The organism is Duganella guangzhouensis, assembly GCF_009674535.1.
Classification (GTDB): domain Bacteria; phylum Pseudomonadota; class Gammaproteobacteria; order Burkholderiales; family Burkholderiaceae_D; genus Rugamonas; species Rugamonas guangzhouensis.
Genome location: NZ_WKJK01000017.1, coordinates 88,261 through 112,933, shown reverse-complemented (window position 1 = coordinate 112,933; position 24,673 = coordinate 88,261). Strand labels below are relative to the sequence as shown.

21 protein-coding genes and 2 pseudogenes are annotated in these 24,673 nt (G+C 63.7%); 6 read left to right on the top strand and 17 right to left on the bottom strand.

Features of this window, described 5'->3' with window-relative positions; translation table 11 throughout:
* Position 1 precedes the first annotated feature (1 nt).
* Positions 2–2,320: a glycoside hydrolase family 31 protein gene (locus GJ699_RS26445; RefSeq protein ID WP_154382030.1), complete on the bottom strand. Its 2,319-nt coding sequence runs from the start codon at positions 2,318–2,320 to the stop codon at positions 2–4.
* Between the two features lie 105 nt (positions 2,321–2,425).
* Positions 2,426–3,058, bottom strand: a complete 633-nt coding sequence (locus tag GJ699_RS26440; protein ID WP_154382028.1) for a cation efflux transmembrane domain-containing protein — start codon at positions 3,056–3,058, stop codon at positions 2,426–2,428.
* A gap of 147 nt (positions 3,059–3,205) precedes the next feature.
* Between GJ699_RS26440 and GJ699_RS26435 the strand changes: the two genes are divergently transcribed.
* Positions 3,206–4,318, top strand: coding sequence for a mechanosensitive ion channel family protein (locus GJ699_RS26435; RefSeq protein ID WP_154382026.1), 1,113 nt, complete (start codon positions 3,206–3,208; stop codon positions 4,316–4,318).
* On the opposite strand, the gene GJ699_RS26430 is transcribed toward GJ699_RS26435, so the two are convergent.
* Positions 4,315–4,821 carry a hypothetical protein gene (locus GJ699_RS26430; RefSeq protein WP_154382024.1) on the bottom strand — a complete coding sequence of 169 codons (507 nt, stop codon included), beginning with the start codon at positions 4,819–4,821 and terminating at the stop codon, positions 4,315–4,317. The two genes, GJ699_RS26435 and GJ699_RS26430, sit on opposite strands and share 4 nt — an antisense overlap.
* Before the next feature lie 125 nt (positions 4,822–4,946).
* Between GJ699_RS26430 and GJ699_RS26425 the strand changes: the two genes are divergently transcribed.
* Entirely contained in the window at positions 4,947–5,942 is a 996-nt protein-coding gene (locus GJ699_RS26425; RefSeq protein WP_229262305.1) for an OmpA family protein, read from the top strand.
* Between the two features lie 94 nt (positions 5,943–6,036).
* Positions 6,037–7,209: a GGDEF domain-containing protein gene (locus tag GJ699_RS26420; RefSeq protein ID WP_154382022.1), complete on the top strand. Its 1,173-nt coding sequence runs from the start codon at positions 6,037–6,039 to the stop codon at positions 7,207–7,209.
* A 25-nt stretch (positions 7,210–7,234) separates the two neighbouring features.
* Here GJ699_RS26420 and GJ699_RS26415 read toward each other — a convergent pair whose 3' ends face one another.
* Entirely contained in the window at positions 7,235–8,431 is a 1,197-nt protein-coding gene (locus GJ699_RS26415; RefSeq protein ID WP_154382020.1) for an NnrS family protein, read from the bottom strand.
* A 171-nt stretch (positions 8,432–8,602) separates the two neighbouring features.
* Between GJ699_RS26415 and GJ699_RS26410 the strand changes: the two genes are divergently transcribed.
* Positions 8,603–8,866 carry a heavy-metal-associated domain-containing protein gene (locus tag GJ699_RS26410; RefSeq protein ID WP_154382018.1) on the top strand — a complete coding sequence of 88 codons (264 nt, stop codon included), beginning with the start codon at positions 8,603–8,605 and terminating at the stop codon, positions 8,864–8,866.
* Here the strand turns inward: GJ699_RS26410 and narL are convergent, their stop codons facing one another.
* From narL to GJ699_RS26360, 10 genes are all read right to left on the bottom strand, one after another.
* A complete protein-coding gene (gene narL, locus GJ699_RS26405; protein WP_154382016.1) occupies positions 8,867–9,523 on the bottom strand; it encodes a two-component system response regulator NarL in 657 nt (218 codons plus the stop codon). It lies immediately after the preceding gene.
* Positions 9,524–9,535: 12 nt separating this feature from the next.
* A complete protein-coding gene (locus GJ699_RS26400) occupies positions 9,536–11,512 on the bottom strand; it encodes a type IV pili methyl-accepting chemotaxis transducer N-terminal domain-containing protein (RefSeq protein WP_154382111.1) in 1,977 nt (658 codons plus the stop codon).
* Between the two features lie 48 nt (positions 11,513–11,560).
* Positions 11,561–12,535 carry a GTP 3',8-cyclase MoaA gene (gene moaA / locus GJ699_RS26395; protein ID WP_154382014.1) on the bottom strand — a complete coding sequence of 325 codons (975 nt, stop codon included), beginning with the start codon at positions 12,533–12,535 and terminating at the stop codon, positions 11,561–11,563.
* A 97-nt stretch (positions 12,536–12,632) separates the two neighbouring features.
* Positions 12,633–13,379 (bottom strand): peptidylprolyl isomerase, encoded by a 747-nt coding sequence (locus tag GJ699_RS26390; RefSeq protein ID WP_154382012.1) that lies wholly within the window; start codon positions 13,377–13,379, stop codon positions 12,633–12,635.
* Positions 13,380–13,389: 10 nt separating this feature from the next.
* Positions 13,390–14,073 carry a respiratory nitrate reductase subunit gamma gene (gene narI, locus GJ699_RS26385; RefSeq protein WP_154382010.1) on the bottom strand — a complete coding sequence of 228 codons (684 nt, stop codon included), beginning with the start codon at positions 14,071–14,073 and terminating at the stop codon, positions 13,390–13,392.
* A 10-nt stretch (positions 14,074–14,083) separates the two neighbouring features.
* The gene (narJ, locus tag GJ699_RS26380) at positions 14,084–14,767 is read right to left on the bottom strand and encodes a nitrate reductase molybdenum cofactor assembly chaperone (RefSeq protein WP_154382008.1); all 684 of its coding nucleotides are present in this window, start codon (positions 14,765–14,767) and stop codon (positions 14,084–14,086) included.
* Entirely contained in the window at positions 14,760–16,316 is a 1,557-nt protein-coding gene (gene narH / locus GJ699_RS26375; RefSeq protein ID WP_154382006.1) for a nitrate reductase subunit beta, read from the bottom strand. The genes narJ and narH overlap by 8 nt, the downstream gene beginning before the upstream one ends.
* Entirely contained in the window at positions 16,313–20,011 is a 3,699-nt protein-coding gene (locus tag GJ699_RS26370; protein ID WP_154382004.1) for a nitrate reductase subunit alpha, read from the bottom strand. Before GJ699_RS26370 ends, narH begins: the two co-directional genes overlap by 4 nt.
* Before the next feature lie 98 nt (positions 20,012–20,109).
* Positions 20,110–20,589, bottom strand: a complete 480-nt coding sequence (locus GJ699_RS26365; RefSeq protein ID WP_154382001.1) for a hypothetical protein — start codon at positions 20,587–20,589, stop codon at positions 20,110–20,112.
* A gap of 223 nt (positions 20,590–20,812) precedes the next feature.
* Complete coding sequence (locus tag GJ699_RS26360; RefSeq protein WP_154381999.1) at positions 20,813–21,196, bottom strand: hypothetical protein; 384 nt, start codon at positions 21,194–21,196, stop codon at positions 20,813–20,815.
* Between the two features lie 89 nt (positions 21,197–21,285).
* Here GJ699_RS26360 and GJ699_RS26355 point away from each other — a divergent pair, with 89 nt between their 5' ends.
* Together GJ699_RS26355 and GJ699_RS34745 are read left to right on the top strand one after the other, a co-directional pair.
* On the top strand, positions 21,286–21,753 hold the full coding sequence (locus GJ699_RS26355; protein WP_229262304.1) for a hypothetical protein: 468 nt from the start codon (positions 21,286–21,288) through the stop codon (positions 21,751–21,753).
* Between the two features lie 12 nt (positions 21,754–21,765).
* Positions 21,766–21,903, top strand: a pseudogene (locus GJ699_RS34745) (DUF3079 domain-containing protein); the annotation flags it as partial.
* Positions 21,904–21,934: 31 nt separating this feature from the next.
* On the opposite strand, the pseudogene GJ699_RS26345 reads toward GJ699_RS34745, so the two are convergent.
* The 3 genes and pseudogenes from GJ699_RS26345 to hemN all read right to left on the bottom strand — a co-directional run bounded on the left by GJ699_RS26345 (position 21,935) and on the right by hemN (position 24,662).
* A pseudogene (locus tag GJ699_RS26345) lies at positions 21,935–22,584 on the bottom strand (carbonic anhydrase).
* Positions 22,571–23,254 (bottom strand): Crp/Fnr family transcriptional regulator, encoded by a 684-nt coding sequence (locus GJ699_RS26340; protein ID WP_154381993.1) that lies wholly within the window; start codon positions 23,252–23,254, stop codon positions 22,571–22,573. Before GJ699_RS26340 ends, GJ699_RS26345 begins: the two are co-directional and overlap by 14 nt.
* A gap of 7 nt (positions 23,255–23,261) precedes the next feature.
* On the bottom strand, positions 23,262–24,662 hold the full coding sequence (gene hemN, locus GJ699_RS26335) for an oxygen-independent coproporphyrinogen III oxidase (RefSeq protein ID WP_154381991.1): 1,401 nt from the start codon (positions 24,660–24,662) through the stop codon (positions 23,262–23,264).
* Positions 24,663–24,673 lie beyond the last annotated feature (11 nt).

Below are 24,673 nucleotides of genomic sequence, written 5' to 3'. Positions count from 1 at the left end.
CTTACTTGCCGATCACCGTCACGCGGGCGTTGCCGCCGCCGGTCAGCTTGCCAGCCGCGTCATCCCACTTCAACTGCGTGACGCTCGACTTGCCCTTCTCGTAGTCATAGCTGACGCCATCGTCGTCATACAGCCGGAACTCGCCGCTCTTGCCAGGATAAACCTTGAATTCGGCAATCGCCTGCTTGCTCGCCGTCGACTGCACCTCGGCGCCGATCGGCACAATCGAGCCCGCGCGCACGAACAGCGGAATCTGATCAATCGGCGCCGCCACTTTCACCCAGCGTCCGCCGGACAGCTTCTCGTTGGTCCAGAAGTTATACCAGTCCGTGCCGGACGGCAGATACACATCCTTCTGCGTCTGCCCCTGCTCCGTCACCGGCGCCACCAGGAAGGCCGGCCCGAACATATACTGGGTGCCGATATTGGCCACATTCGGGTCCGATGCAAAGTCCATCCACAACGGACGCATGAACGGCGCGCCGGTATCGTGCGTGTACTTGGCCTGCGAATAGATGTAAGGGATCAGCTGATAGCGCAGCGTATCGAAGCGCGCCATCACCGCCTCCGCCTGTTTGCCGAACGACCAGATATCCGCATCCTTGCGATCGCCGTGCAAACGCAGCGTCGGCAGGAAGGTCCCGTACTGGAACCAGCGCACCAGCAGCTCCGGATAGTCGTGATAATTGCCCACCACCTCGCGCGCATCGGACGGATCGATCAGCGGCGCCTTGGTCGACGCGAACGCCGGCGACAGCTTCTGCCAGCCGCCGATATCGTTGCCCCAGTAAGCGATGCCGGACGCCGTCATGTTCAAGCCAGTCGGCACCTGGCGCGCCAGCGCCTCCCAGGTCGGCTGAATATCCGAAGACCAGAACAGCGCGCCGGTGCGCTGCGAACCCAGATACGCGGCACGCGACAGAATCAGCACCCGCTTGTTCGGCTTCCACGCGCGCATATTGTCGGCCACGCCCTCCACGTGCAGCAACGGGAACAGATTGTGATAACGGTCGCCCGAGCCGATCGAATAGAAGAAACCATCCGGCACCAGATCCGGCTCGGTCTCGTCGAGCCACGGATAGTCGAAGCCCTGCGACAGGATATTGTCGCGCGCCTTTTCCCAGAACCACTTGCGCGCGGCCGGATTGGTCGGATCGATCAGACCACCGGTGCGGTCGGAGCGGAACGGCAGGCCGTCCACCGTCTTGCCATCCTTATCCTTCAGCAGATAGCCCTTGGCGTCCAGCTCATTGAAATAGCGGCCCGAAGTCTCGTAGCGCGGCCAGATCGAAATAATCGAATCCATGCCCATCTCGTGCAGCTGCTTGTTCATCGCCTTCGGATCGGGGAACTGCGACGGATCGATATCCATCTGGCCCATTCGGGTCCAGTAGAACCAGTCCACCACCATCACATCCAGCGGATACTTCTTCTGGCGATAGGTGTTCGCCACACGCAGCACTTCTTGCTGACTGTCGTAGCGCGCCTTCGACTGAATCAGGCCAAACGCCGACTTGGGCGGAATCGGCGTCTTGCCGGTCACGCGCGCATAGCCCGAATAAATCTCTTCCGGCGTCGAACCGGTGATGACGAAGAAGCTCACCCGCTCGCCCACATTCGACTGGAACGCGGTGCGGCCATTGACGCCGGCCACAAAGCGCGTCGCCGACGGGTTATCCCACACAATGCCATAGCCCTTGGACGACACCATGAACGGCACGCACACGCTCTCGCCGGCCGGCGCGTCATACCAGTGCTGGCAATCGAGCACGCGGCCGCGCAGATCCAGCGCGCCCAACGACTCCTGATTCTGGCCCATGCCGTAGTAATGCTCGCCCGGCGACACCGAGAAGGTGGCGCCAACCTGGAAGGTCTTTTCGGTATTGACGGTATGCGGCGACATTTCCCAGCCATTCAGGCTGACCACCTGCTCGCCCTTGGCGTTCAACACCTGCAGGCCGACCGGCGCCAGCGCCGGCGCGAAATACTTCTCGCCCTGGCTAGGCACATGCGGCGGCGGCGCGGCGTTCACGCGCACGGTCATCGCCGCCGAGGTGAACACATCGCCATCCTTGCCGCCATTGTGGCGGAAGGCGCTGTTGTCGGCGTTCTTGGCCAGCACGCCGTAGCCGGGGCCTTTCAGCACCTCGTCCTTGTCGACGGCGATGGTGACGTGCACCACGTTCGGGCCGTAAGCCTCGACCGAGACGAAAGCGCCGTCACGGTCCAGGGTAGCGATAGGCGCGGCCAGCGCGGAAGTGGAAAATGCAAAAATCGATGCGAGCGCGGTGAACACCGGCGTGTGGGCTAACAGTCTCATATGCCTCTCTTGAGTGAAGGCGAGCGACGGACGCTCGCACGGAGATGTGCCAGCATTGTGCGTCTTCATTTTCAACATGGCAATTACGAAAATCACCAAATCCGACTATGTTTCTGTCGCGCCCAACGTGCGCATTTCGCTCCTGGCCTGCGCGATCACACTACGGCCGCCGCTCAGCGCCAGCCCCGCCATCACCAGCGCCACCAGCAAGTCCGGCCAGGCGCTGGCGGTCGCCGACACCGCCCACGCGGCCAGCATCACCGCCAGATTGCCGATGGGGTCATTGCGCGAGCAAATCCACACCGAACGCATATTGGCGTCGCCATCGCGCCAGGCGTACAGCATCAATGCCACGCTGACGTTCACCAGCAAGGCCGCCAGGCCGATCGCCCCCATGACGAGCGGCTGCGGCGCGCTGCCGGTGCTGACATCCCACGCCACCTTGGCCAGCACAAAGCAGCCATAGGCCGCCATGGTCCAACCCTTGAACAGCGCCGCGCGCGCCCGAGCGGCGACGGCGGCACCCAGCACCAGCAGTGACAGGCCGTAGTTGCCGGCGTCACCAAGAAAATCCACCGCATCGGCCAGCAGCGCGGCCGAATCACCACCCAGCCCGCCGGCCAGTTCGACCACAAACATCAGCGCATTCAACACCAGCGCAATCCACAGTACACGGCGATAACGCGGATCGACCACAGGTTTTGCGGACGAGCAACCGCCCTGGCAGCAAGCAGACATGATGGTTTCCTTTCGTGAACTAGCACCATTATGGGCGATTTCCGCGCCAGCGCGGCAAAAGCCGCCGCCATGTGATGCAACGAACAGAAGCGCGCCGGTAGCGGGCCTAGCATGGGGCAGTTTTCGATCCCCGAACAGGAGTCCGGTTTGAATATCCAACGCTATCTGGCCCCCTTTAGCAACGTCGACGGCGAAGAACTGCTGCTGGCCGGCGGCGCCGCCCTCGTCACCTTCCTCGCCATCTACGCCCTGCTGCGGCTGTTGCGCAAGCGCCTGTGCCGCCACGACACCGACGGCCACACCGACCGGCCCATGGCCCAGCTACTGAAAGAAACCCTGAACCGCACCAGCATGCTGGCGGTGCTGGCGGTGTCGTTGCTGGTTGGCCTAAAGATGCTGGAACTGCCGCCACTGTGGGAAGAGCGACTGGGCCACCTGTGGTTCATCGTGCTCGGCCTCCAGCTAGTGCTGTACCTGGACCGCGCCGCCACGCTGGGCGCGCGCCGCTACTTCCGCAACCACGCCGAAAATCCCGACTCGCCCACCACCGTCGCCAACACCTTGATGGTGTGGGCGATGAAAACCACCTTCTGGGTGATCTTCCTGCTGGCGGCGCTGTCCAACCTCGGCATCAACGTATCGGCGCTGGTGGCCAGCCTGGGCATCGGCGGCATCGCGGTCGCGCTGGCGGTGCAGAACGTGCTGGGCGACCTGTTTGCCTCGCTATCGATCGCGGTCGACAAACCGTTTGAAGTGGGCGACGCGATCGCCATCACCAACGCCTCCGGCACAGTCGAACACGTGGGACTGAAGACCACCCGCATCCGCTCCGACAGCGGCGAGCAAATCGTCATCGGCAACGCCGAGCTGTTGAAGAACACCGTGCGCAACTATAAACGGATGCAAACGCGGCGCGTGCAATTCTCCTTGCGCATCAACCCCGCCACGCCGGCAGCCTTGGCAGCAAAGGTGCCGGACGCGCTGAAAGCCATCATCGACCGCCAGCCCGACGTCCGCGCCGACCGTGTGCACCTGAAAGCGGTAACTCAGGACGCGCTGGAATTCGAACTGGTGTTCTACGTGCTCAACTCGTCCTACCTGGACTACATGAACGCCCAGCAAGCGATACTACTGGGCGCACTGGAAGTCTTCAGCGAGCTCGGCGTCGACGCCAACGCCCCCACCCGCCGCCTGCTATTCGAACAAGCCGCCAACGAAGTCGCCGCAGCAGCCCCCCGCCAACAAACCCGTCCGCATTAGGGTTTGAGTTTGGCGTCTTCGGCCTGGGCTTCTTGCATGGCGTCCGGCTCCAGTTCTTCGGCCGAGCGGTTGAGGTGGATGAATATGCCCCACGCCGCCAGCAGGATGCCGACACCGCTGATCAGCGCAGCCACGTACAGCAGCTCGCTGGTGTCGTCGTGCACGGCGCGGAAGGTGGCGACTAATCCTTCGATCGCCAGCGCCACTACTACCACGACGAAAAAGCGCGACAGGAAACGCCGCACCCGCGTCGGCGCGCTGATGTCGGCGTCGCGCACCACTTCTTCTTCGATGATGGTTTCGGCGATTTGCAACGCCACCACGGCGGCGGCCAGGATGCCGATCGCTTCGATCACCTGCTCGGCCGCCGCCAGCCCGCCGTCGGCATGCAGCGCCTGCCAGCCCAGTTGCGCGCCCAGCGCGATCAGCAACAGCGCCCCGGCCGTGAACAGCAGCGCGATCGCGGCGTGTACCACGCCAAACGCCAGCATCAGGTGTTTCATGATTGCATCCTCCGATTTGATATCGGCTGATTCTAGGTCGCGGTGGGCGCACCTATCGTGCGCTAAGACACGCAAAATGTTTTTATAATGCCAATCATTGTTAACTTTGCAATGGAATCATGTTTATGCGTATCCATCTCCTGCTGCTGTGTGCCGCCCTGTCGCCACTGGCGTATGCCGATATGCCGCCCAAAGACACCATCAAGGGCGCCCAGGATCATCCGCTGCTGTCGCGCTTTGCCGGCTCCAAACTGGTCGGCTACGAGGTCAAGGAGTTCGATGAGGTGGTCTTGCCGGCTGGCAAGCGAGTGGCGTCGCGCGGTGATGACATCACGTTCGCCAAAACCGTCCCGCTGGAAGGCAAGTACACCCGCATCGCCTATAACTATCCGAAGGACCGCTCGGGGCTGGAGGTGATGCGCAACTATCAGGCGGCGCTCGACAAGGCCGGCCTGAAAACCGTGTTCGCCTGCGCCAAGAACGATTGCGGCGATCAGTTCGGCGAATACTGGCTGAAGAAGCACGTCGGCAATAACTTCATCAAGGACACCACCGAATACTGGGAACCATTCAACCACGGCCGCCAGACCGGCCGCTATCTGCTGGCTCAGGGCGCCACCGCCAACGGCATGGTGTTGCACGTGGCGGTGTACACGGTCGAGCCGGTCGACGGCCGCAACGGCGCGGTCTATCTGCAAGTGGTCGAAGGCAAGCCGATGGAGACCGACAAGGTCAGCGCCAACCTGAATGCGGCCGACATGGCCAAGGGCATCGCCGCCGACGGCAAGGTGGCGGTGTACGGCGTCTACTTCGACACCGGCAAGGCCGAGCTGAAGCCGGACTCCAGGCCGGCGCTGGCCGAGATGGCCAAGCTGCTGCAGCAAAACCCGCAACTGAAGGTGTACATCGTCGGCCACACCGACAACCAGGGCGCGATCGCCACCAACGTCGAGCTGTCGCAAAAGCGCGCCGATGCGGTGGTCAAGGCACTCGGCGCTGACTACAAAGTCGACCCCAAACGCCTGGCCGCCAAGGGCGTGGCCTCGTATGCGCCGGTGGCGTCCAACGAGGCCGAGGCCGGCCGCGAGAAGAACCGGCGGGTGGAACTGGTCCAGCAATAGCCCGTCGGCATGCAACCAAATTCATCACCGTTGCAAATATGACACAATAAATTCCCGCTAAGCACGGCATAATGGCTGCAATCTGGGAGCCTTCATGTCGTTCGAAATCGTGCATACCTTCGGGTTCACCGTGTATTTCGTGTTCCTGCTGTTCTTCGTCTGGGTCAGCCGGTTTGAAAAAACCAGTCCCGGCGCGGGATGGTGGGCGCTGGCGATTTGCTTTGCGCTATTGGCGCGTCTGCTGCTATTCCTGATACTGCCGTCCAATAATACCCATCCGGCCACGTTTGCGTATGCCTTCTTCATTGTGCTGGAGAAGCCGTTTCTGCTGACCGGGCTGGCGCGCTTTCTGCGCTTGCAGATCCGCGAGCGCTGGTTCTGGCTGGCGGCCGCCGTCGCCGAGCTGTGGATCATACTGGCCTGGAGCACCGATGCGCCGCCGCTGCTGCGCAGTATCGGCTACACCATCGTCAACGCCGGCTTCCAGTTCTATATCGCCTGGTTGGCCTGGCGCCACCGCCGCGAGGTGCCGGGCGGCGTGTTGATGCTGACCGCGGCCGCCAGCCTGGCGCTAGGCCTGCACTGGCTGCTGGCGCCGTATATCATCGCGCTGGAACCGGCCTGGTTCCGCAATGGCTTTGTGCTGGGCAGCATGCTGGTGCTGATCAAATATTCGTCGCTGCTGGCGGCGCTGCTGCTGCGCTTTCAGCAGCGCCTGGTGGACGCCGAGGCCAAGGCGATGGGCATGGCCTTCCTCGATCCGCTGACCGGCCTAAAAAACAAGCGCTACATGGAAACGCTGTTCGACCACGCGCTGCTGCTGGCCACCCGGCCGCATCAACTGGTGGCGGTGTTCTACATCGATCTGGATAACTTCAAGCCGATCAACGACAACGCCGGCCACGCGGTCGGCGACGAGGTGCTGAAGACGGTGGCGACGCGCTTACAGTCGCACACCCGCAGCACCGATATCTGCGCCCGCGTCGGCGGCGATGAGTTCATCGTCATCGGCACCCAGCTGGAGGACGCCGAGCAGGCGTACGACATCGCGCGCAAGCTGCTGGGCCAACTGACCACGCAGATCCCGGTCAGCGGCGCCAGTTATGCGCTGGGCGCCAGCATTGGCATCAGCCTGTATCCCAAGCACGGCACCAGCCTGACCGAGTTGATCGAGCGCGCCGACCGCGCCATGTATCAGGTCAAGCGCAACGGCAAGGGCGGCTACGTCATCTACGACACCCGCGCGCCGGGCGCCGATGCCGCCTAGTTCTGGCGCGGCACGCACTGCCCGCTCAACCGGGTTTGCCGTCGACGCGGGCACTGGCCAGGTAAGGCGCATAGACCATGACGTAAGCCAGGAAGGCGGCGGCCCAGCAGACGGCGCTGACAATCAGCACCGCGCCATGCGACGTGTCGTAACCCAGCGCCGAGGCGACGCGGGCCAAGGCGCTCAGTTGGATCAGCACGAACATCCAGCGCTCGGCGCGTCCGGCCTTCAGCGGCCGGCCGGTGTGGCCCAGCGTGGTGCGGGTGATCATGCCCATGATCAGGCCCGCCATCGAGCCCACGGTCAGCGCGTGGAAGCCGGCGCTGGCGGTGGTCAGTTGCAGCCGCGCCAGCGCCAGCAGCACCAGGCCGGCCGCGATCCACGCGTATGACAGGTGCATAATCCACAGCAGCGGCACCGCCAGCGTGCGCAATGCCTGCCAGCGCCACAGCCGCAGCAGCACCAGCGCGGCGGCGCTCAAGGCGATCGGCGCGAACAGCCACACCGGTGCCTGTGCCACCCAGCCCACGGCGGATGCCGCCAGCAAGCCAAGCGACACCCGATCCAGCTTGGGCTGCACCAGCGGCTGCGTGCCGGGCGCGCCGTTACGGGTGAACATGGGGATGACGCGGGTACCGATCGCCGCTTCCATCATGACGATCACCAGGATCGCGGCTTCCACCGGCGCGCTCGGCGCCAGCGCCAACCAGCCCAGTGCGATGGCGTGGAACACGGCGTTGGCCAGCGCCATCAGGACCAGCAGGCCGACCAGGAAGTAGTTGCGCTGGTTGTTCGCCTGCCGCATGACGCGGAACAGCGGCCAGGCGGCGGCCGGCAGGAACAGCCAGTCGACGATGGCGGCGGCCAGCGGCGGCGCCACCAGCATCGCGATGCGGCCGGCCAGCCACAAAGCCACCAGCGCGGCCAGCTTGCCGCGCCGTGGCGTCCACAGGCCGGTCCAGTTGTAGCCGGCGGTGTACAGAAAGCCGACCACCACGGCGGCGGCCATGCCGAACACCATTTCGTGGATATGCCAGCTGTAGCCGATGTGGAGGCCCAGACCGGAGACCGGCGCCAGCCAGCCGAAGTACTGGGCGATCCACAGCGGAATCGCCAGCGCGGCGAAGCTGGCGGCCACCAGGTAGAACGGGCGGAAGCCCAGGCGCCATAAGGGATGGCCGGCCTGGGCGCGGGTGGGTTCGTCGATGCGGAGCAGTGTCATGATACGTTTCCTTTATCTGTACATCCTTATTTTCCGCGCCGCGCGCGCCGCAGTGAAGCGGCACGCCGGAAATTCATAACCTGGATCAAGAAACCCGCACTTGGCTGCGGCCCTTGCGCGCGCGCTGCGCTAGGCTATGGCTGTTGCGATACTCATGATGAAAGGACTGTTATGCAAACCGCTGTACTCAATATCGATGGCATGAACGGCGAAGACTGCGCCGACAAGATCACTGAACTGCTGGCCAACATCGCGGGCGTCAGCGATGTGCGGGTGTCGCTGCGCGACGGCCTGGCCAGCGTGCGGCTGGACGAGGCGCTGGTGTCGCCGCGCATGCTGACGCGCGGCCTGACGGCGGCAGGTTATCCATCGGTGCCGGCCGGCGAGGTCGCCGCCAAGACCGGCGCTTGCTGCGGTGGCTGCTGCGGCGGCTAATCAGCTGCCGTGCTGGCGGCGATGCTCCACCGCGTACACCGCCGCCTGCACCCTGCTACTCAGCTTCAGTTTCTTCAACACGCTCTGGACGTGGATCTTGACCGTGCTTTCGGCCAGATCGAGCAGGCGCGCGATGCCCTTGTTGCTTTCGCCGCGCGCCAGGCAATCGAGGATTTCGCGTTCGCGCGGGGTCAGCTTGTCCAGCTCCGACGCGGCCGGCGGCGCCGCGCCGCTTTGCAGCTGCGCCACCAGCTTGGCGGTCATCGCCTCCGCCACCACGGTTTCGCCGGCGGCGGCGCGGCGGATCGCGCGCGTCAGGTAGTCGGTGTCGATATTCTTCAGCAGGTAGCCGCTGGCGCCGGCCTTGAGCGCGGTGCTGAGGTCTTCGGCATCCTCGGACACGGTCAGCATCACGATCGCGCTGTCCGGACTGTCCTGGCGGAGCAGCTGCAGCGTTTCGACGCCGGACATGCCGGGCATGTTCAGGTCGAGCAGAATCACCTGCGGCTTGAGCTGCTGCGCGCGTTTGACGCCCTCGAAACCGTCGGCCGCCTCGCCCACCACGGCAAATTCGGGATGGCGTTGCAGCAGCGAGCGAATGCCGCTGCGGAACAGGGTGTGATCGTCGACCAGCAAGACGCTGATGGGGTGGTCCATGGTTTTCCTTTCTTAAGCGGCGCGCCGCTGTGCGCGTGGCAGGTGCAACACCACTTCGGTGCCCTGCCCCGGCGTCGATTGCAGCTGCAATTGGGCGTCGATGCGTTGCGCGCGCTCGCGCATGATGTTGATGCCGACGTGGGCCTCGCCCAGCGTCTCCAGTTTGTGGGTGTCGAAGCCATGGCCGTTGTCGCGGATGCTGAGCGTGAAGTCCTGCGCGTCGCGCAGCCGCAGCCACACCTGGCTGGCGGAGGCGTGCTTGCGTACATTGGACAACGCTTCCTGCACGATGAACAGCAGTTGCAGCTGGTGCTCGCGCGGGAATGGCGCGCCGTCGCTATCGGCGTCGACGTCGACCGCGATGCCGCTCTGGCGGCGGAATTTGTCGACCACGGTTTCCAGCGACGACACCAGCGTGCCTTCCTGCAGCCGGGTGCGGAAGTTGTGCAGCAGTTCGCGCACGTCCTGGTAGCTTTCGTCGACGCCGGCGCGCAGCATCGGCACGATGCTTTCCACTTCGTCGAGGCGCTGCTGCTTGAGCGATTGTTCCAGCATCTGCACTTGCAGGTTGAGGAAGTTGAGCCCTTGGGCGATGCTGTCGTGCAGACCTTGCGCCACCAGGTTGCGCTCTTCGGAGATCGCCAGCTCGCGCTCGCGCGCCTGCAATCGCTGGTTTTCGATCGCGGTGCCGAGCAGCTGGCCCAGCGTCTCCAGCAGCGCGGTCTGCGCCGCCGTGAATTCGATGGTCTGGCGGAAGTGCAGGTTGAAGAAGCCGAGGTACTGGCGCTGCGCGAAGATGTGGAAGATCGAGATGGTGGCGAAGCCTTCGCGGTGGCATTGCAGGTTATGGCTATCCTTGCGTCGGCGCAGGTCGTGGATCACCGCCAGCTTGCTCTCGACGGCTTCGCCGCACAGGCAGTCGCCCACTTTCAGGCAGCGCTCGTCCTCCACCAGTTTGTCGGAGATGCCACGGTGGACCAGCATGTGGATGTTGTTGCGGTTGGGGTCCAGCACCCGTACCGAGCCGCCGTCGGCGCCGAAGTAGTCGCTGATGCGGGCCAGGAAGCCGTCGCACATGGTTTCCGCCGATTGTGGTTGCTGCAGGAAGGCGGCGGCGTCGTAGAGCAGCGCCAGTTCCTTGTTTTGCAGTTCCAGTTCGGCGGTTTTGGTCTGGACTCGGTGTTCCAGGTGGGCGTAGGAGTCTTGCAGCTTGTCGGCCATTTGATTGAAGCCGCGCGCCAGCGTGCCGAATTCGTCGTTGCTGTCGACTGGCAGGCGGACGCTGAAGTCTTTTTCGCGCATGCGTTCCAGGCCGTTTTGCAGGCGTGTGATCGGCGCCACGATCATGTCGAACAGCAGGTAGATGATGCTGACGGTGCCGATCATCGCCAACGCGAGCAACAGCAATTGCGAGGCGCGCAGCCAGAAGGTGCGGCTTTCGCTGTCACGTTCGATGCGCTGTACCAGCACGTCGACGCTCAGCACGAAGCGCTCGGCGCGCTGCTGCACCGCGTACGGCGAGACGGTTGCGGCATGGATGCCGGCCGCTGTGGGGGCGGCGGCGGAAGCTGCCATGCCGTCCGCCGCCAGCAGCGCTTGCACTTGCGGCGCCAGCTCGGCGCGCCATTCGCGTTCGACCTCGGCGTAGACGTCGCGGATGGCGGCGGTCGGCGGCAGGAACAGTGGCCGTTGCGGGTCGCCCTGGCGCAGCAGGTCGAGCGTGCCGTCGATACGCTGCAGCTGCGCGCGCAGGCGCGGCGCGGCATCGTTGCGGCCAGCGGCATCATCGCCGCGCAGGCGGCCGGCCAGCATCGCCAGCTTGTAGCTTTCCATGCGCAGGCTGCCGGCGACGTTGATGGCGGCGGCGCTGCCTTCCAGCTGCCATGACAGCAGCAGCGTCGAACCGATCACCAGCAGCGCCACCGCCAGAAAACTGAGCAGCAGCCCGACGATGCGGGTCGACAGTTTTTGCCAGCTGGCGAATAACATCGGTTTCATGGACTCTCCGTGTAGGTGCGGGCAGTATACACGGCGCCGTCAGCCGCCGGTCTGCGACATGAAGCGGACGATCTTGTCCGGCTGACGATGGAAATCGTGCTCGCGCGGCTTCAATTCGATCGCGTCCCGGATCGCCTGTTCCAGCTCGGCGTCACTGGCGCCGCCGCGCAGCAGTGGCCGCAACGGATACTGCTGCTCCTGGCCCAGACACAAATACAGCGTGCCGTCGACCGACAAGCGCACCCGGTTGCAGCTGGCGCAGAAGTGCTGCGACAGCGGTGTGATGTAGCCGATGCTGGCCTGGCCGTCGGCCGTGGCCCAGTAGCGCGCCGGCCCGCCCCCCAGTTCCAGCGCCTGCGGCTTGAGGCCGAATTTGGCGGCCAGCCGCGCCTGCACCGGCGCCAGGTTCAGGTAAGCCGCATTCTGGCCGGTCGCCCCCATCGGCATCACTTCGATCAGCCGCAGCATGAACCGCTGTTCGATGCAGAACGCGGCCATGGCGTCGATGTCGGCGTCATTAACGCCGCGCATGGCCACCATATTGATCTTGATCGGCGCCAGCCCGGCCGCCTTGGCGGCCTGCAGTCCTTGCAGCACCAGCGGCAGGCAGTCACGCCCGGTGATGCTGGCCATGCAGTCGCGGTCCAGCGTGTCCAGGCTGACGTTGACGCGATGGACGCCGGCCGCCTTCAACGCTTCGGCATAGCGTGCCAGCCGGGTGCCATTGGTGGACAGCGACAGGTCGCGGATGCCGGGCAGCGAGGATAGGCGCGAGGCCAGTTGGGGAATGTGGCGCCGGGTCAGCGGCTCGCCGCCGGTCAGCCGCACGCGCGCGGTGCCGAGTCGGGCGAAGGCCGCCACCACGCGCTCGATTTCGCTAAAGGTCAGCCAGTCCGGCGGATCTTCGTAGCCCTTGTAATCCTTGGGCATGCAGTAAGTGCAGCGCAGATCGCAGCGATCCGTCACCGACACCCGCAGATAGTCGATCGATCGACCAAAACGGTCGCTTAACATCGTCGCTCTCCTGTCTTGTATGGTGTATCACCATTGTAGCGGCCAGCCCGACGTCTGCCACTGCGCAGGACGACCGAGCCGGCCTAGTTCTTTATGCCTATTGCACCAGCGGCGAGCTTGTGCCTTCCAGCGCCACGCCTGCGATGTCGGCGCGGCCGACCAGCAGGTGAAGGTACTGGTGCAGCGCGCGCTGCCACGCCTGCCGCCGCAGTTGGTCGGCGATCTGGGTCCGCACGGTGGCGAACGGGATCACCTCGCCGTCGACGCGGCGTTGCGCCTGCACGATGTGCAGGCCGAAGCGGGTTTCCAGCAGGCGCCCGGCCAGTTCGCCCGGCTGCAGGCGGAACAGCAATTCGTCGAACTCCGGCACACATTGGCCGCGCGCCAGCTGTCCCAGGCTGCCGCCGATGGCGCCGGACGGGCAGTTCGAATACTGCGCCGCCAGTTCGGCAAAGCGCTCGGGCTGCGCCTGCAGCGCGGCCAGGATGGCGTCGGCGGTTTGGCGCAGCAGTTCCAGCGGCGCCGATGGCGTCACCTGAAACAGGATGTGACGCGCTTCCACCAGGTCGCCGCTGCGAAAGCGCTCGGCGTGCGCCAGGTAGTAGCGCAAGCAGCTTTCCTCGTCGGCCTCCGGCACCGTGACCTCGCGCGCGAACAGCGCTTCGATGCGGTCGTCGTCGCTGCCTTCGGTGATGCCGAGCCGGCGCGCCTCGTCCAGCAGCACCTGGCGCAGCACCACTTCGTGCACCGCCTGCATCAGCGGATTGTCGGCCTGTTGATGGTGGCCGATTTCAGCGTCGATGACGCGGTCGTCGATGTCGATGCCGTTGACTGCGATTCCCATGACGTTCTCCTTAGCGTGGGCGCACCAGTTGATAGGCGCGATTCAGATAAGCGACGGCGCCGAAGCCGCTCCACACATGCACCAGCCGGGTGAACGGGAAGATCACGAACAGCGACATGCCCATGAACAGGTGCAGCTTGAAGATCAGCGGCGCGCTTTCGATGAAGCCGGCGGCGTCGCCACGCAGGGTGACGATGTGCTGGGCCCAGGTCATCAGCAGCACCATCATGTGGCCATCCAGGTGGCCGGCCGAGACAAAGATCGACGACAGTCCAAGCAGCAGCGTGGCCAGCAGCCAAAGCAGCACCAGCTTGTCCTTGAAGGTGCTGCGGGCGCGTACCCTATCGTTGCTGAAGCGGCGCGCCAGCAGCATCAGGAGGCCCAGCAGGCACATGGACCCCATCAGGCCACCGGCGATCATCGCCACCAGTTGCTTGGTGCTGTGGCTGACGCCCAGCGTGTCCCACACCCATACGGGGGTCAGCAGGCCGGCGGCGTGGCCGAACAACAGCCCCAGTACGCCGACGTGGAACAGCGGGCTGCCGAGGCGCAGCATGCCGGTGTTCAGGGTCTGGCTGGATTCGGATTTCCAGGTGTACTGTTCGCGGTCGAAGCGTATCAGGCTGCCGAGCAGGAAGATCGCCAGCGCGATGTAGGGATAGATCCCGAACAGGAATTGGTGCAGATAGTTCATGGCAGTCTCCTTAATGACGCTGCGGCGCCGTCGCCTTGGGGTAGAAGTTGATCGGGTGCGCGCCACCGGGCAGCGGGCCGGTGCCGGGCATGCCGCCGGGCTTCAGCAGCGGTTCGATGCCGTCGGCGCCGGGGCCGAAGGTTTCCAGCGCCTCGTCCATGTCGCGCACCGGCGGTCCGCTCAGTTCCTCGGCCTGCACGCTGGTTTCGGTTTGCAGCACGTCGAACACGGCGGCGTACGGGCTGCCGTTGGCGCGCAGCTTGCGGCCGATGTGGGCCAGCACGTGGATCGCGTCGCCCAGCAGCCGTTCGGCGTCGGCGGTGGTCTGCTGCGACAGGAATTCGAGGAACAGCGGCACATAGTCCGGCAGGTCGTCGCCGACCATTTGCAGGCCATGCCGACGATATTCTTCCATCAGGTCGACCATGGCCTGGCCGCGATCGCGCGACTCGCCGTAGATATGCTCGAACAGGTGCAGCGAGTGCGACGGATTGCGGTCAAAGGTCAGCACGTATTCCTGCTGAAGTTCGATCAGCGGCTTGGTGGCGAAGTGGGCCAGCAAATCGGCCAGCGCAGCGTGCCACGCGGGCTGCTGCCCGGCCAGCAGCGCGCTCAATTCGGCCTGCGCGGCCACCAGCTCGGGCTCCGGGTACTGCAACAACGCCGACAAGACTTGGTAGGCGGGGTTAGGCATCTGCGTTCTCCTTCTTTTTACGCGACTTCGGCATCATCATGAAGATCTCCGAGCCGTGCTTGCGCTTGCCGAACAGGCTGGCGTCGCTGACGCCATCCGAGCAGCCGTTGCCGAAGCTAAAACCGCAGCTGCCCTTGTCGTTGAAGCTGTCCTCGGCCATCTCCTTGTGGCTGCTCGGGATGACGAAGCGGTCTTCGTAATTGGCGATCGCCATGATGTGGTACATGTCTTCCACCGTGGCGGCGTCGAGGCCGACCTGGCGCAGCACCTCCAGATCCGGCTGGCCGGCCACGCTCTTGCTGCGCATGTAGGCGCGCATCGCCAGCATGCGGTCCAGTGCCTTGATCACGGGCGGCTGGTCACCGGCGGTCAGCAGGTTGGCCAGGTATTGCAGCGGAATGCGCAGGCTTTGCGTGTCGGGCAGGATGCCGTTCTTGCCCATGTGGCCCGCTTCGGCGGCGGCCTGGATCGGCGACAGCGGCGGGATGTACCACACCATCGGCAAGGTGCGGTATTCGGGATGCAGCGGGAATGCCACCTTCCACTCGACCGCCATCTTGTACACCGGCGAACGCTGGGCCGACTCCAGCCACGAATCGGGGATGCCCTGGCGGCGCGCTTCGGCGATCACCTCGGGATCGTGCGGATCGAGGAACAGCTCCAGTTGCGACGGGTACAGGTCGCGCGGATCGGCCACCGAGGCGGCGGCTTCGATCTTGTCGGCGTCGTACAGCAGCACGCCGAGGTAGCGGATGCGGCCCACGCAAGTCTCGGAGCACACGGTCGGCTGGCCGGCTTCGATGCGCGGGTAGCAGAAGGTGCACTTCTCGGCTTTGCCGGACGACCAATTGTAGTAAATCTTTTTGTACGGGCAGCCGGAGATGCACATGCGCCAGCCACGGCACTTGTCCTGATCGATCAGCACAATGCCATCGTCCTCGCGCTTGTACACCGAGCCGGATGGGCAAGATGCCACGCACGCGGGATTCAGGCAATGCTCGCAAAGACGCGGCAGATACATCATGAAGGTGTTTTCAAAGGTGCCGTACATCTCCTTCTGCACGTTTTCGAACAGCGTGTCCTGGCTGCGCTGGGCAAATTCGCCGCCCAGGTCATCCTCCCAATTCGGCCCCCACTCGATCTTGTCCATCTTTTTGCCGGTGAGGACAGAGATCGGGCGCGCGGTGGGCGGCGTTTGCGACAGCGGCGCGTTTTGCAGGCGCTCGTAGTCGTAGGTGAACGGTTCGTAGTATTCGTCGATGTTGGGCAGGTTCGGATTGGCGAAGATCTGCGCCAGGATCTTGAGCCGGCTGCCCTGGCGCGGCTCGATCTTGCCGCTGTCGGTGCGGCGCCAGCCGCCGTTCCATTTATTCTGATCTTCCCAGTGCTTCGGATAGCCGATGCCGGGCTTGGTCTCGACGTTGTTGAACCATGCGTATTCAACGCCATCACGGCTGGTCCAGACGTTCTTGCAGGTGACCGAACAGGTATGGCAACCGATGCATTTGTCCAGGTTCAGCACCATGCCGATTTGCGCTCTGATCTTCATTCATTTGCTCCTTGCAGTGGGCCTTCCAGCCAGTCGATCTTGTTCATTTTCCGCACCAGCACGAATTCATCGCGGTTCGATCCCACCGTGCCGTAGTAATTGAAGCCCCACGACAGCTGGGCATAGCCGCCGATCATGTGGGTTGGCTTGGTGACGGCGCGCGTCACCGAGTTATGAATGCCGCCACGCTTGCCGGATTGTTCGGAGCCGGGCACGTTGATGATTTTTTCCTGTGCGTGGTACATCAGCGTCATCCCTTCCGGCACCCGCTGGCTGACGATGGCGCGCGCGGTCAGCGTGCCGTTGACGTTGAAGACTTCGATCCAGTCGTTGTCGACGATGCCGGCCGCCTTGGCGTCCACCTCCGACAGCCACACGTGCGGACCGCCGCGCGACAGGGTCAGCATGCGCAGATTGTCCGAGTAGGTCGAGTGGATGCCCCACTTCTGGTGCGGCGTGATGAAGTTCAGCGCGATTTCTTTATTCCCATTCGGTTTGGCGCCCAGCATGGCGGTGGTGGTCTTGGTGTTGATCGCCGGTTTGTACACGCACAGCCCTTCGCCGAAATCGCGCATCCAGCGGTGGTCCTGGTAGAACTGCTGGCGGCCGGTGATGGTGCGCCATGGGATCAGCTCATGCACATTGGTGTAGCAGGCGTTGTAGCTGACTTCTTCCGACTCCAGCCCGGACCACGTCGGGGACGAGATGATTTTGCGCGGCTGCGCCTGCACGTCGCGGAAGCGGATGCTGTCATGCTCGCGCGGCAGCGCCAAATGGGTGTGATCGCGGCCGGTGATCTTGGACAGCGCCTCCCACGCCTTGACGGCGACGTGGCCATTGGTCTCCGGCGCCAGCGACAAGATCATTTCGGCGGCGTCGATCGCGGTGTCGAGGCGCGGCTGGCCATGGCCTACGCCGGGCGCGGTGACGGTGCGGTTGATGCCGCGCAGCGTTTCGACTTCGTGCGCAGTCTTCCAGCTGATGCCCTTTCCGCCGTTGCCTATCGATTCCAGCAGCGGGCCGATCGAAGTGTACTTCTGATAGATCTTGCTGTAATCGCGCTCAATCACGGTGAAGTTGGGCATGGTCTTGCCGGGGACAGGCTCGCACTCGCCGGCGCGCCAGTCTTTCGGATCGAACGGCTGGCCTAGTTCACCCGGCGTGTCATGCATCAGCGGGGTGAGAACGATGTCTTGCTGGGTGCCGAGGTAAGCGCCGCCGATCTGTTCGAACTTTTTGGCGATGCCCTTGTAGATTTCCCAGTCCGAGCGCGATTGCCACAGCGGATTGACGGCTTCCGACAGCGGGTGGATGAAGGGGTGCATGTCCGAGGTGTTGAGGTCATCCTTCTCATACCAGGTGGCGGTCGGCAGCACGATGTCGCCGTACAGACAGGTGGTCGACATGCGGAAGTCCAGCACCACCAGCAGATCCAGCTTGCCCTCGGCGGCCGGGCGCACCTTGACGTCGCGCGGCTTGATGCAATCGCTTTCGTCGCTCATCAGCGCGTTCTGGGTACCCAGCAGGTATTTGAGGAAGTACTCGTGGCCCTTGCCCGAGCTACCCAGAATATTCGAGCGCCAGACGAACATATTGCGCGGGAAGTTGGCCGGATTATCCGGATCGTCGCACGAGAATTCAAGTTTGCCCTGCTTGATCTGCTCGACTGCGTAGTCGACCGGCTTCACGCCGGCAGCAGCGGCGGCGCGTGTCACCTCCAGCGGATTGGTTTGCAGCTGCGGCGCCGATGGCAGCCAGCCGAGGCGCTCGGCCTTGGCGTTATAGTCCAGCAGCGACATCGGCGCCACGTCGTCCCCGGCCAATGGAGATGCGATTTCCTCGGTGTGCAGCTTTTCGTGGCGCCATTGGCTGGTATGGTTATAGAAGAACGAGGTGCCGTTCATCTGCCGCATCGGCCGGTTCCAGTCCTGCGCGAACGCCAGCGGGGTCCAGCCGGTTTGCGGCCGCAGCTTTTCCTGTCCCACGTAGTGCGCCCAGCCGCCGCCCGATTGGCCGATGCAGCCGCACATCATCAGCATATTGATGATGCCACGGTAGGTCATGTCCATGTGATACCAGTGATTCAGCGCGGCGCCGACGATCACCATGCTCTTGCCGCGCGTCTGGTCGGCGTTTTGCGCGAACTGGCGCGCCACGGTGATGACGTCGGCGGCCTTGACGCCGGTGTGCTTCTGTTGCCAGGCCGGCGTGTAGGGCACATCGTCGTCGTAGCTGGTGGCGACGTTGCCGCCGCCCAGGCCACGCTCGATGCCGTAGTTGGCCAGCGTCAGATCGAACACGGTGGCCACCAGTACGCTGCTGCCGTCGGCCAACGTCAAACGCTTGACCGGTACGTTGCGCAGCAGCAGATCGCTGGCGTCTTTGCCGCCAAAGTAAGGGAAGCCAACCGCCACCACCTCGTCGCTGCGGCCCAGCAGCGACAGTTGCGGATCAACCGGCGCGCCGTTGCCGCCCTCCTTCATCTCCAGATTCCACTTGCCGCTTTCGCCCCAGCGGAAGCCGATCGAGCCGGCCGGCGCGACGATGCGGCCGGACGGCTCGTCGATGACCAGGGTTTTCCATTCCGGGTTGTTGGTTTCATCGAGGTTGTTGGCCAGGTGCGAGGCGCGCAGGAAGTAGTCCGGCGCCAGCGTGCCGTTGTGCTCTTTCAGCAGCACCAGCATCGGGAAGTCGGTGTACTGCTTGGCGTATTCCTTGAAATAGGCTGACTGGCCGTTGCTGTGGTATTCGTTGAGGATGACGTGCCCCATCGCCATCGCCAACGCGGCGTCGGTGCCCTGCTTCGGCGCCAGCCAGATGTCGCCGAATTTGGCCATCTCGCCAAAGTCGGACGATACCGCGACCGTCTTGGTGCCCTTGTAGCGCACCTCGGTGTAGAAGTGGGCATCCGGGGTGCGCGTCATCGGCACGTTCGAGCCCCACACCATCAGATAGGTCGAGTTGTACCAGTCGGCCGATTCCGGCACGTCGGTCTGCTCGCCCCACACTTGCGGGCTGGCCGGCGGCAGGTCGCAGTACCAGTCGTAAAAGCTCAGCGCCACGCCACCGATCAGCGACAGGTAGCGCGTGCCGGCGGCGTAACTGACCATCGACATGGCGGGAATCGGTGAGAAGCCAACGATGCGGTCCGGCCCATATTTTTTGATGGTCAGCGCGTTGGCGGCGGCGATCATCTCGTTGGCCTCGTCCCAGCTGGCGCGCACAAAGCCGCCCAAGCCGCGCACCGATTTGTATTGTTTGGCGCGCTCGGGGTCCTGGCTGACGTAATCCCAGGCCGTGACCGGGTCCATGGTTTGGCGCGCTTCGCGCCACATTTCCATCAGGCGGCCACGCACCATCGGGTATTTGACGCGCTGCGCCGAGTAGACGTACCAGGAATAGCTGGCGCCACGCGGGCAGCCGCGCGGTTCGTGATTGGGCAGGTCCGGGCGGGTGCGCGGATAGTCCGTTTGCTGGGTTTCCCAGGTAATCAGGCCGTTCTTCACGTACACCTTCCAGCTGCAGGAGCCGGTGCAGTTGACACCGTGCGTGGAGCGCACGATTTTGTCATGCTGCCAGCGCTGGCGGTAGGCGTTCTCCCACGTGCGGTCTTCCTGCACCACGGCGCCATGGCCGTCGGAGAATGTGGACGTGGTCTTGTTGAAGAACTTCAGGCGATCCAGAAAATGACTCATGCTACCTCCTAAACGACAATGAGATCAGTCTACGGAGGACGCGTTCAGCTTGGAATCGGCAAGAAGTGGGCGCGGCGTGGTGAGAGGGACTAGGTGTTCTAGTCCTTTGTGACTAGATCACCGGCCGCGTTGCGGCGCTGCTCGGCGCGTATCCATGCTTCGCCCGGCAGTTTGAGCCACACCACGCGCCAGGCGTTGCGCACCACATCGCCGCTATTGGCAAACTGCGATGGCGACACCGGCTTGTCGTTGTGGATGATGTGGTGACCTTCGACCACAGCATAACGCACCCTGCCGCGCGTGGCGACGCGCAGCTCTGTGCCTTCAGGGAGGAAAAGCTGCTTCCATTGGTAGCCGGGCCGCGCGTGCTGCGCTGACTCGGCCGGCACCACATCTGGCTGTAGCTGTTTATGCGATGGAGTCGGAGCGCTGGCGGTTGCTTGCTTACGTTCGAGCCACTCGTTGATCGCTTCGCACATCGCTTCGTGGGTCCGGTCTGAAAAGCCAAAATCGCCCACGGCATCGCACAAGGCATGGAACACACTGGCGCGCAGCCCTACAGGTAGTTGGTAGTCCATTTTTTTCTCCTCGGTCTAGAAAGTCCAGAACGGGCTTGATCGGGCTAGAAAGGTCTAGATCGGTCTGTAACCGTTGCCGCAGGGAAGAGAAAAAGTCTAGAACGGTCTATAAATTCTATGACTATTCCGCGATCCCCTTATTTATAGACCGTTCTAGCCCGGTATAGTTCAATCTAGCCCGTTATGAACTTTGTAGACCGGCCCACCGAAAAAAAAGAGGGGGCTAGTGTATGCTCCGCGCGATAACGGCCAATTGGTCGTGGTAGTTATCCACCTGCCGGCCATCAAGCCAGCGACCATCCTCAGTCTGCACCAGCACGGCGCGCACCATACCTGGCTGCTCCTGCGCCGCCAACTGCGCGAACATCGCTGCCGGCGTCGCATAACACAGCGTGTACCCGCTGTCATAGCGAATCAGCGCCCGCGCCGTCGCGGCGCAACCAGCCGCCGACGTTCGCGTGGCGCTGGATGGGTTCTGCAAGCGCATCCCGCTGGCAGCGTTGATGCTGGCGTTGGCGGTGCCGTAACGCTCATGGAGCAAAACCGCCAGCGCGAGGATCGCCAGCGTCCAGGCGGTGCGGCGGCGTAGAGATGGATTGCGCATCATGGTTCCTTTCATTGCAAGCGCATTCTGCACGCGTCGCCAGCGCCGAATCCATGATCCACATCAGGTTTGGCCGAAAGGACTAGTCATTCATGAGCATGGGCAGCGGCGCCGAAGCGCGCTATACATACGGCTGTGCCGCCACCCCGCGCGGCGCTACTAAAGGAGCCACCATGAACATCGCCACCTTCGAAGAACTGCTGATCGCCGCCTCCGTCCAGCCGCAGCAACAACGCCTGCTGCTGACCTTCGCGGTCGCCGAGCCGGAACCGGACGGCGCGCCCGGTCCACAAGCCCGCAGCACCCTGGTGCCGGTAATGTGCGTCGACAAACAAGTAGCGGAACTGGATACCTTCGCCAACCTGGCCGACGAAGCCCGGCGCATGGGCCAGGACTGGGACGTGCTGCTGGTGACCACACTATCCGGCACCGCCAGCCAACTGCCCGACAACGAACAGACCGACGCCGCGCTGCGCAAGATGATCAAGGCGATCCGTCACGGCCAGCTGGAACGCCTGCTAGCCTTCGACCGCAGCGGCGACCTGCTGCACTACGCGTAAGCGCGCGCCGCCATGGCCAAGACCTTCCCGATCCGCCCGGCGCGGCCGGAGCTAATCTGCTGGGGGTGCGACCGCTATTGCGCCCACAACGCCATGATCTGCGGGAACGGCGCCGACCGCACCCAGCACCCGATCGAAACCTTCGGCGAGGGCTGGGACACCTTCGGCCTGAACGCACCGGCTAGTCCGGCAGTGGACACACCAGCGGCAGGAACTGCTGCTGCCGCGCCGAATACGCCATCAACGCCCCCGCTCCAGATCAAAATACCAACCATGAAGTTTGAGCTGGCCGGCGTCGACGCGCCGCTTCAGCCACGGATAGGTCAGCAGATTGTCGAGTGACTGCAAAATGCTGGCCAACTCGCAGGCGTGGATCTGTTCAGCGCCGTCGTGATGCGCCAGCTCGCGCTTGACACGCGCCGCCACCGGCTCCGCAATCCGCATCCACTGATTAACGAAGTCAGTCTCGCGCGACACCGCGCGCGGCTGCGGCGCCATCAGCGCGCGAATACCGCCGCAGCGGGCGTGGCCCAACACGATAATGCGCTCCACCTCCAAATCGCACACCGCGAACTCGATCGCCGAACTGACGCCGGGCGGCGCGCTGGGGGTACATGGCGGCACCAGATTGGCGATATTACGCACGATGAAGATGTCGCCCGGATGGCTGCCGGTCAGCAGCAGCGGATCGACACGCGAATCGCAACAGCCGATCAGCAACGTGTGCGGATGCTGGCCGGTGCGCAAACTGCCGTACAAATTCGGCTGCTCGCTGAAATACTGCTGCTGGAAGCGGCTAAAGCCGCTGATGAATTTTTCAATGTCCTGCATGATGACGCAAGCCCTCCGGATTCAATATAGTGATCTTGCGGCCCTTGAAGGCAATCAGGTTTTGCAGACTCAAGTCCGCCAGGATGCGCGAGAAGTGCTCCGGCGTCAGATTCAGGCGCGACGCCAGCACCGCCTTGGTGGCCGGCAGCGTCAATTGCGTCGCCTGCGGATCGCGCAACTCCTTCAGCAGATAGCCGGCCACGCGCTGGGTGCCGCTGCGCAGCGCATACGACTCCATATCGCACATCAGCGAGTGCATGCGCTGACTCAGCCCCGCCAGCATCTTGCAGGCGAATTCCGCGTCGTGATGAATCTCGCGATAGATCACCGGCTTCGACACGTGCAGCAGCAGCGTGTCCTCGGTGGCCTGGGCCGACACGATGTACGGGCTACCCATAAACATCAGCGCCTCGCCAAAGCTGTGGCCAGGCCCAATCAATTCGATTACTTTCTCAACCCCGGTGACCGACGTGAACGACAGCTTGACCTGCCCATACAGCACCTGATGAAAGCCGACGCAGGGATCGCCGCGCTGGAAAATCTGCTGACCGCGCTCGGCCCGCACCTCCGTGGTGCCAAGCGCGATGCGGTTCAACTCCTCCGGCCCCATCGAATTAAACAGCGGTACCCGCGCCAGAAATTCCTGTACCTTGATCTTGGTCTTGTCCATGTCGGCCTCAAATGGTACGTGAATAGCGCACCGGCTGCGGCCCCTGCTGCAGATAGCGATCGAAGGCCATGCAGATATTGCGGATCAGCAGACGGCCGCGCATCTTCACGCGCACGCCACGGCTGCCCATGCACAGCAAGCCATCGTCCTCCAGCGGCCGCAGGCGCGCCAGGTCGGCCGCGAAATAGTCGCGCGCCGCCACCCCGGCCGGCAGTGGCAGCCGGTCATAATCGAGGATGAAGTCACACATCAAGCGACTGATCACGGCACGCCGCAACTGGTCGTCCTCGGAGAGCACAATGCCGCGCGCCACCGGCAGCTCGCCATGATCCAGCCGTTCATAATAGGCACTGAGCGTCTTCTCGTTCTGGCTATAACAGTCGCCAAGCGCGCTGATGGCCGACACACCCAGCGCCACCATCGGCGCATCGGCGTGGGTTGAATAACCCTGGAAATTGCGCTGCAAGCGCCCTTCGCGCTGGCTGCGCGCCAGATCGTCGTCCGGCAACGCGAAATGGTCCATGCCGATGTAGACGTAGCCCGCCGCCGTCAGCTTGTCGATGCACAGACCCAGCATGGCCAGCTTGCTGTCCGGGTCCGGCAAATCCTCGGCGCGAATCAGGCGCTGCGACTTGAACAGCTGCGGCATGTGGGCATAGTTGTAGATGGCCACGCGGTCCGGCCGCGTCGCGATCACTTTATCCAGCGTCGGCGCGAAACTGGCTACGCTTTGCAGCGGCAGACCGTAAATCAGATCGACGCTGATTGAACGGAAGCCGCAGTCACGCGCCGCGTGCAGTACCGCCAAGGTTTGTTCATACGATTGCACGCGGTTGACCGCCCGCTGCACCACCGGATCGAAATCCTGGATGCCCAGGCTGATGCGGTTGAAGCCCTGACGCCGCAAGGTGGCGATGCGCGCCGGCGTCACCGTGCGCGGATCGACCTCGATCGAAAACTCGCCCTGCGCATCGGGCGCAAAGTCGAAATGCGCGCGCAACCGGTCCAGCAAGCCATCCATTTGCGCGTCGCTCAGATAGGTCGGCGTGCCGCCGCCAAAGTGCAGCTGCTCCACCTGCCGGCGCGCGCCCAACACGCCGGCCTGCAGCGCGATCTCGCACCCCAGATAATCCAGATACTCGACCGCCTTGCGCCGGTCCTGGGTAATGATCTTGTTGCAGCCGCAGTAGTAGCACAGCGACTCGCAAAACGGGATATGCACGTACAGCGACAACGGCACCCGATCGCCAGCCGCGTCCAGCCGGGCCACGGCGGCGCGGTAATCCGCCGCGCCGAAGTCGGCGCTGAAACGGTCGGCGGTCGGATACGAGGTGTAGCGCGGTCCCATCTGGTTCAGCTTGCGCACCAGCGCGGCGTCGAATTCGACCGATGGCGTCAGCGGTATCATGATCGTGCTCC

Bases quoted from the DNA above. Each gene is read 5' to 3' on its own strand.
- GJ699_RS26445 (WP_154382030.1), bottom strand. From the start codon at position 2,320: ATGAGACTGTTAGCCCACACGCCGGTGTTCACCGCGCTCGCATCGATT.
- GJ699_RS26440 (WP_154382028.1), bottom strand. From the start codon at position 3,058: ATGTCTGCTTGCTGCCAGGGCGGTTGCTCGTCCGCAAAACCTGTGGTC.
- GJ699_RS26430 (WP_154382024.1), bottom strand. From the start codon at position 4,821: ATGAAACACCTGATGCTGGCGTTTGGCGTGGTACACGCCGCGATCGCG.
- GJ699_RS26425 (WP_229262305.1), top strand. From the start codon at position 4,947: ATGCGTATCCATCTCCTGCTGCTGTGTGCCGCCCTGTCGCCACTGGCG.
- GJ699_RS26420 (WP_154382022.1), top strand. From the start codon at position 6,037: ATGTCGTTCGAAATCGTGCATACCTTCGGGTTCACCGTGTATTTCGTG.
- GJ699_RS26415 (WP_154382020.1), bottom strand. From the start codon at position 8,431: ATGACACTGCTCCGCATCGACGAACCCACCCGCGCCCAGGCCGGCCAT.
- GJ699_RS26410 (WP_154382018.1), top strand. From the start codon at position 8,603: ATGCAAACCGCTGTACTCAATATCGATGGCATGAACGGCGAAGACTGC.
- narL (WP_154382016.1), bottom strand. From the start codon at position 9,523: ATGGACCACCCCATCAGCGTCTTGCTGGTCGACGATCACACCCTGTTC.
- GJ699_RS26400 (WP_154382111.1), bottom strand. From the start codon at position 11,512: ATGTTATTCGCCAGCTGGCAAAAACTGTCGACCCGCATCGTCGGGCTG.
- moaA (WP_154382014.1), bottom strand. From the start codon at position 12,535: ATGTTAAGCGACCGTTTTGGTCGATCGATCGACTATCTGCGGGTGTCG.
- GJ699_RS26390 (WP_154382012.1), bottom strand. From the start codon at position 13,379: ATGGGAATCGCAGTCAACGGCATCGACATCGACGACCGCGTCATCGAC.
- narI (WP_154382010.1), bottom strand. From the start codon at position 14,073: ATGAACTATCTGCACCAATTCCTGTTCGGGATCTATCCCTACATCGCG.
- narJ (WP_154382008.1), bottom strand. From the start codon at position 14,767: ATGCCTAACCCCGCCTACCAAGTCTTGTCGGCGTTGTTGCAGTACCCG.
- narH (WP_154382006.1), bottom strand. From the start codon at position 16,316: ATGAAGATCAGAGCGCAAATCGGCATGGTGCTGAACCTGGACAAATGC.
- GJ699_RS26370 (WP_154382004.1), bottom strand. From the start codon at position 20,011: ATGAGTCATTTTCTGGATCGCCTGAAGTTCTTCAACAAGACCACGTCC.
- GJ699_RS26365 (WP_154382001.1), bottom strand. From the start codon at position 20,589: ATGGACTACCAACTACCTGTAGGGCTGCGCGCCAGTGTGTTCCATGCC.
- GJ699_RS26360 (WP_154381999.1), bottom strand. From the start codon at position 21,196: ATGATGCGCAATCCATCTCTACGCCGCCGCACCGCCTGGACGCTGGCG.
- GJ699_RS26355 (WP_229262304.1), top strand. From the start codon at position 21,286: ATGAGCATGGGCAGCGGCGCCGAAGCGCGCTATACATACGGCTGTGCC.
- GJ699_RS26340 (WP_154381993.1), bottom strand. From the start codon at position 23,254: ATGGACAAGACCAAGATCAAGGTACAGGAATTTCTGGCGCGGGTACCG.
- hemN (WP_154381991.1), bottom strand. From the start codon at position 24,662: ATGATACCGCTGACGCCATCGGTCGAATTCGACGCCGCGCTGGTGCGC.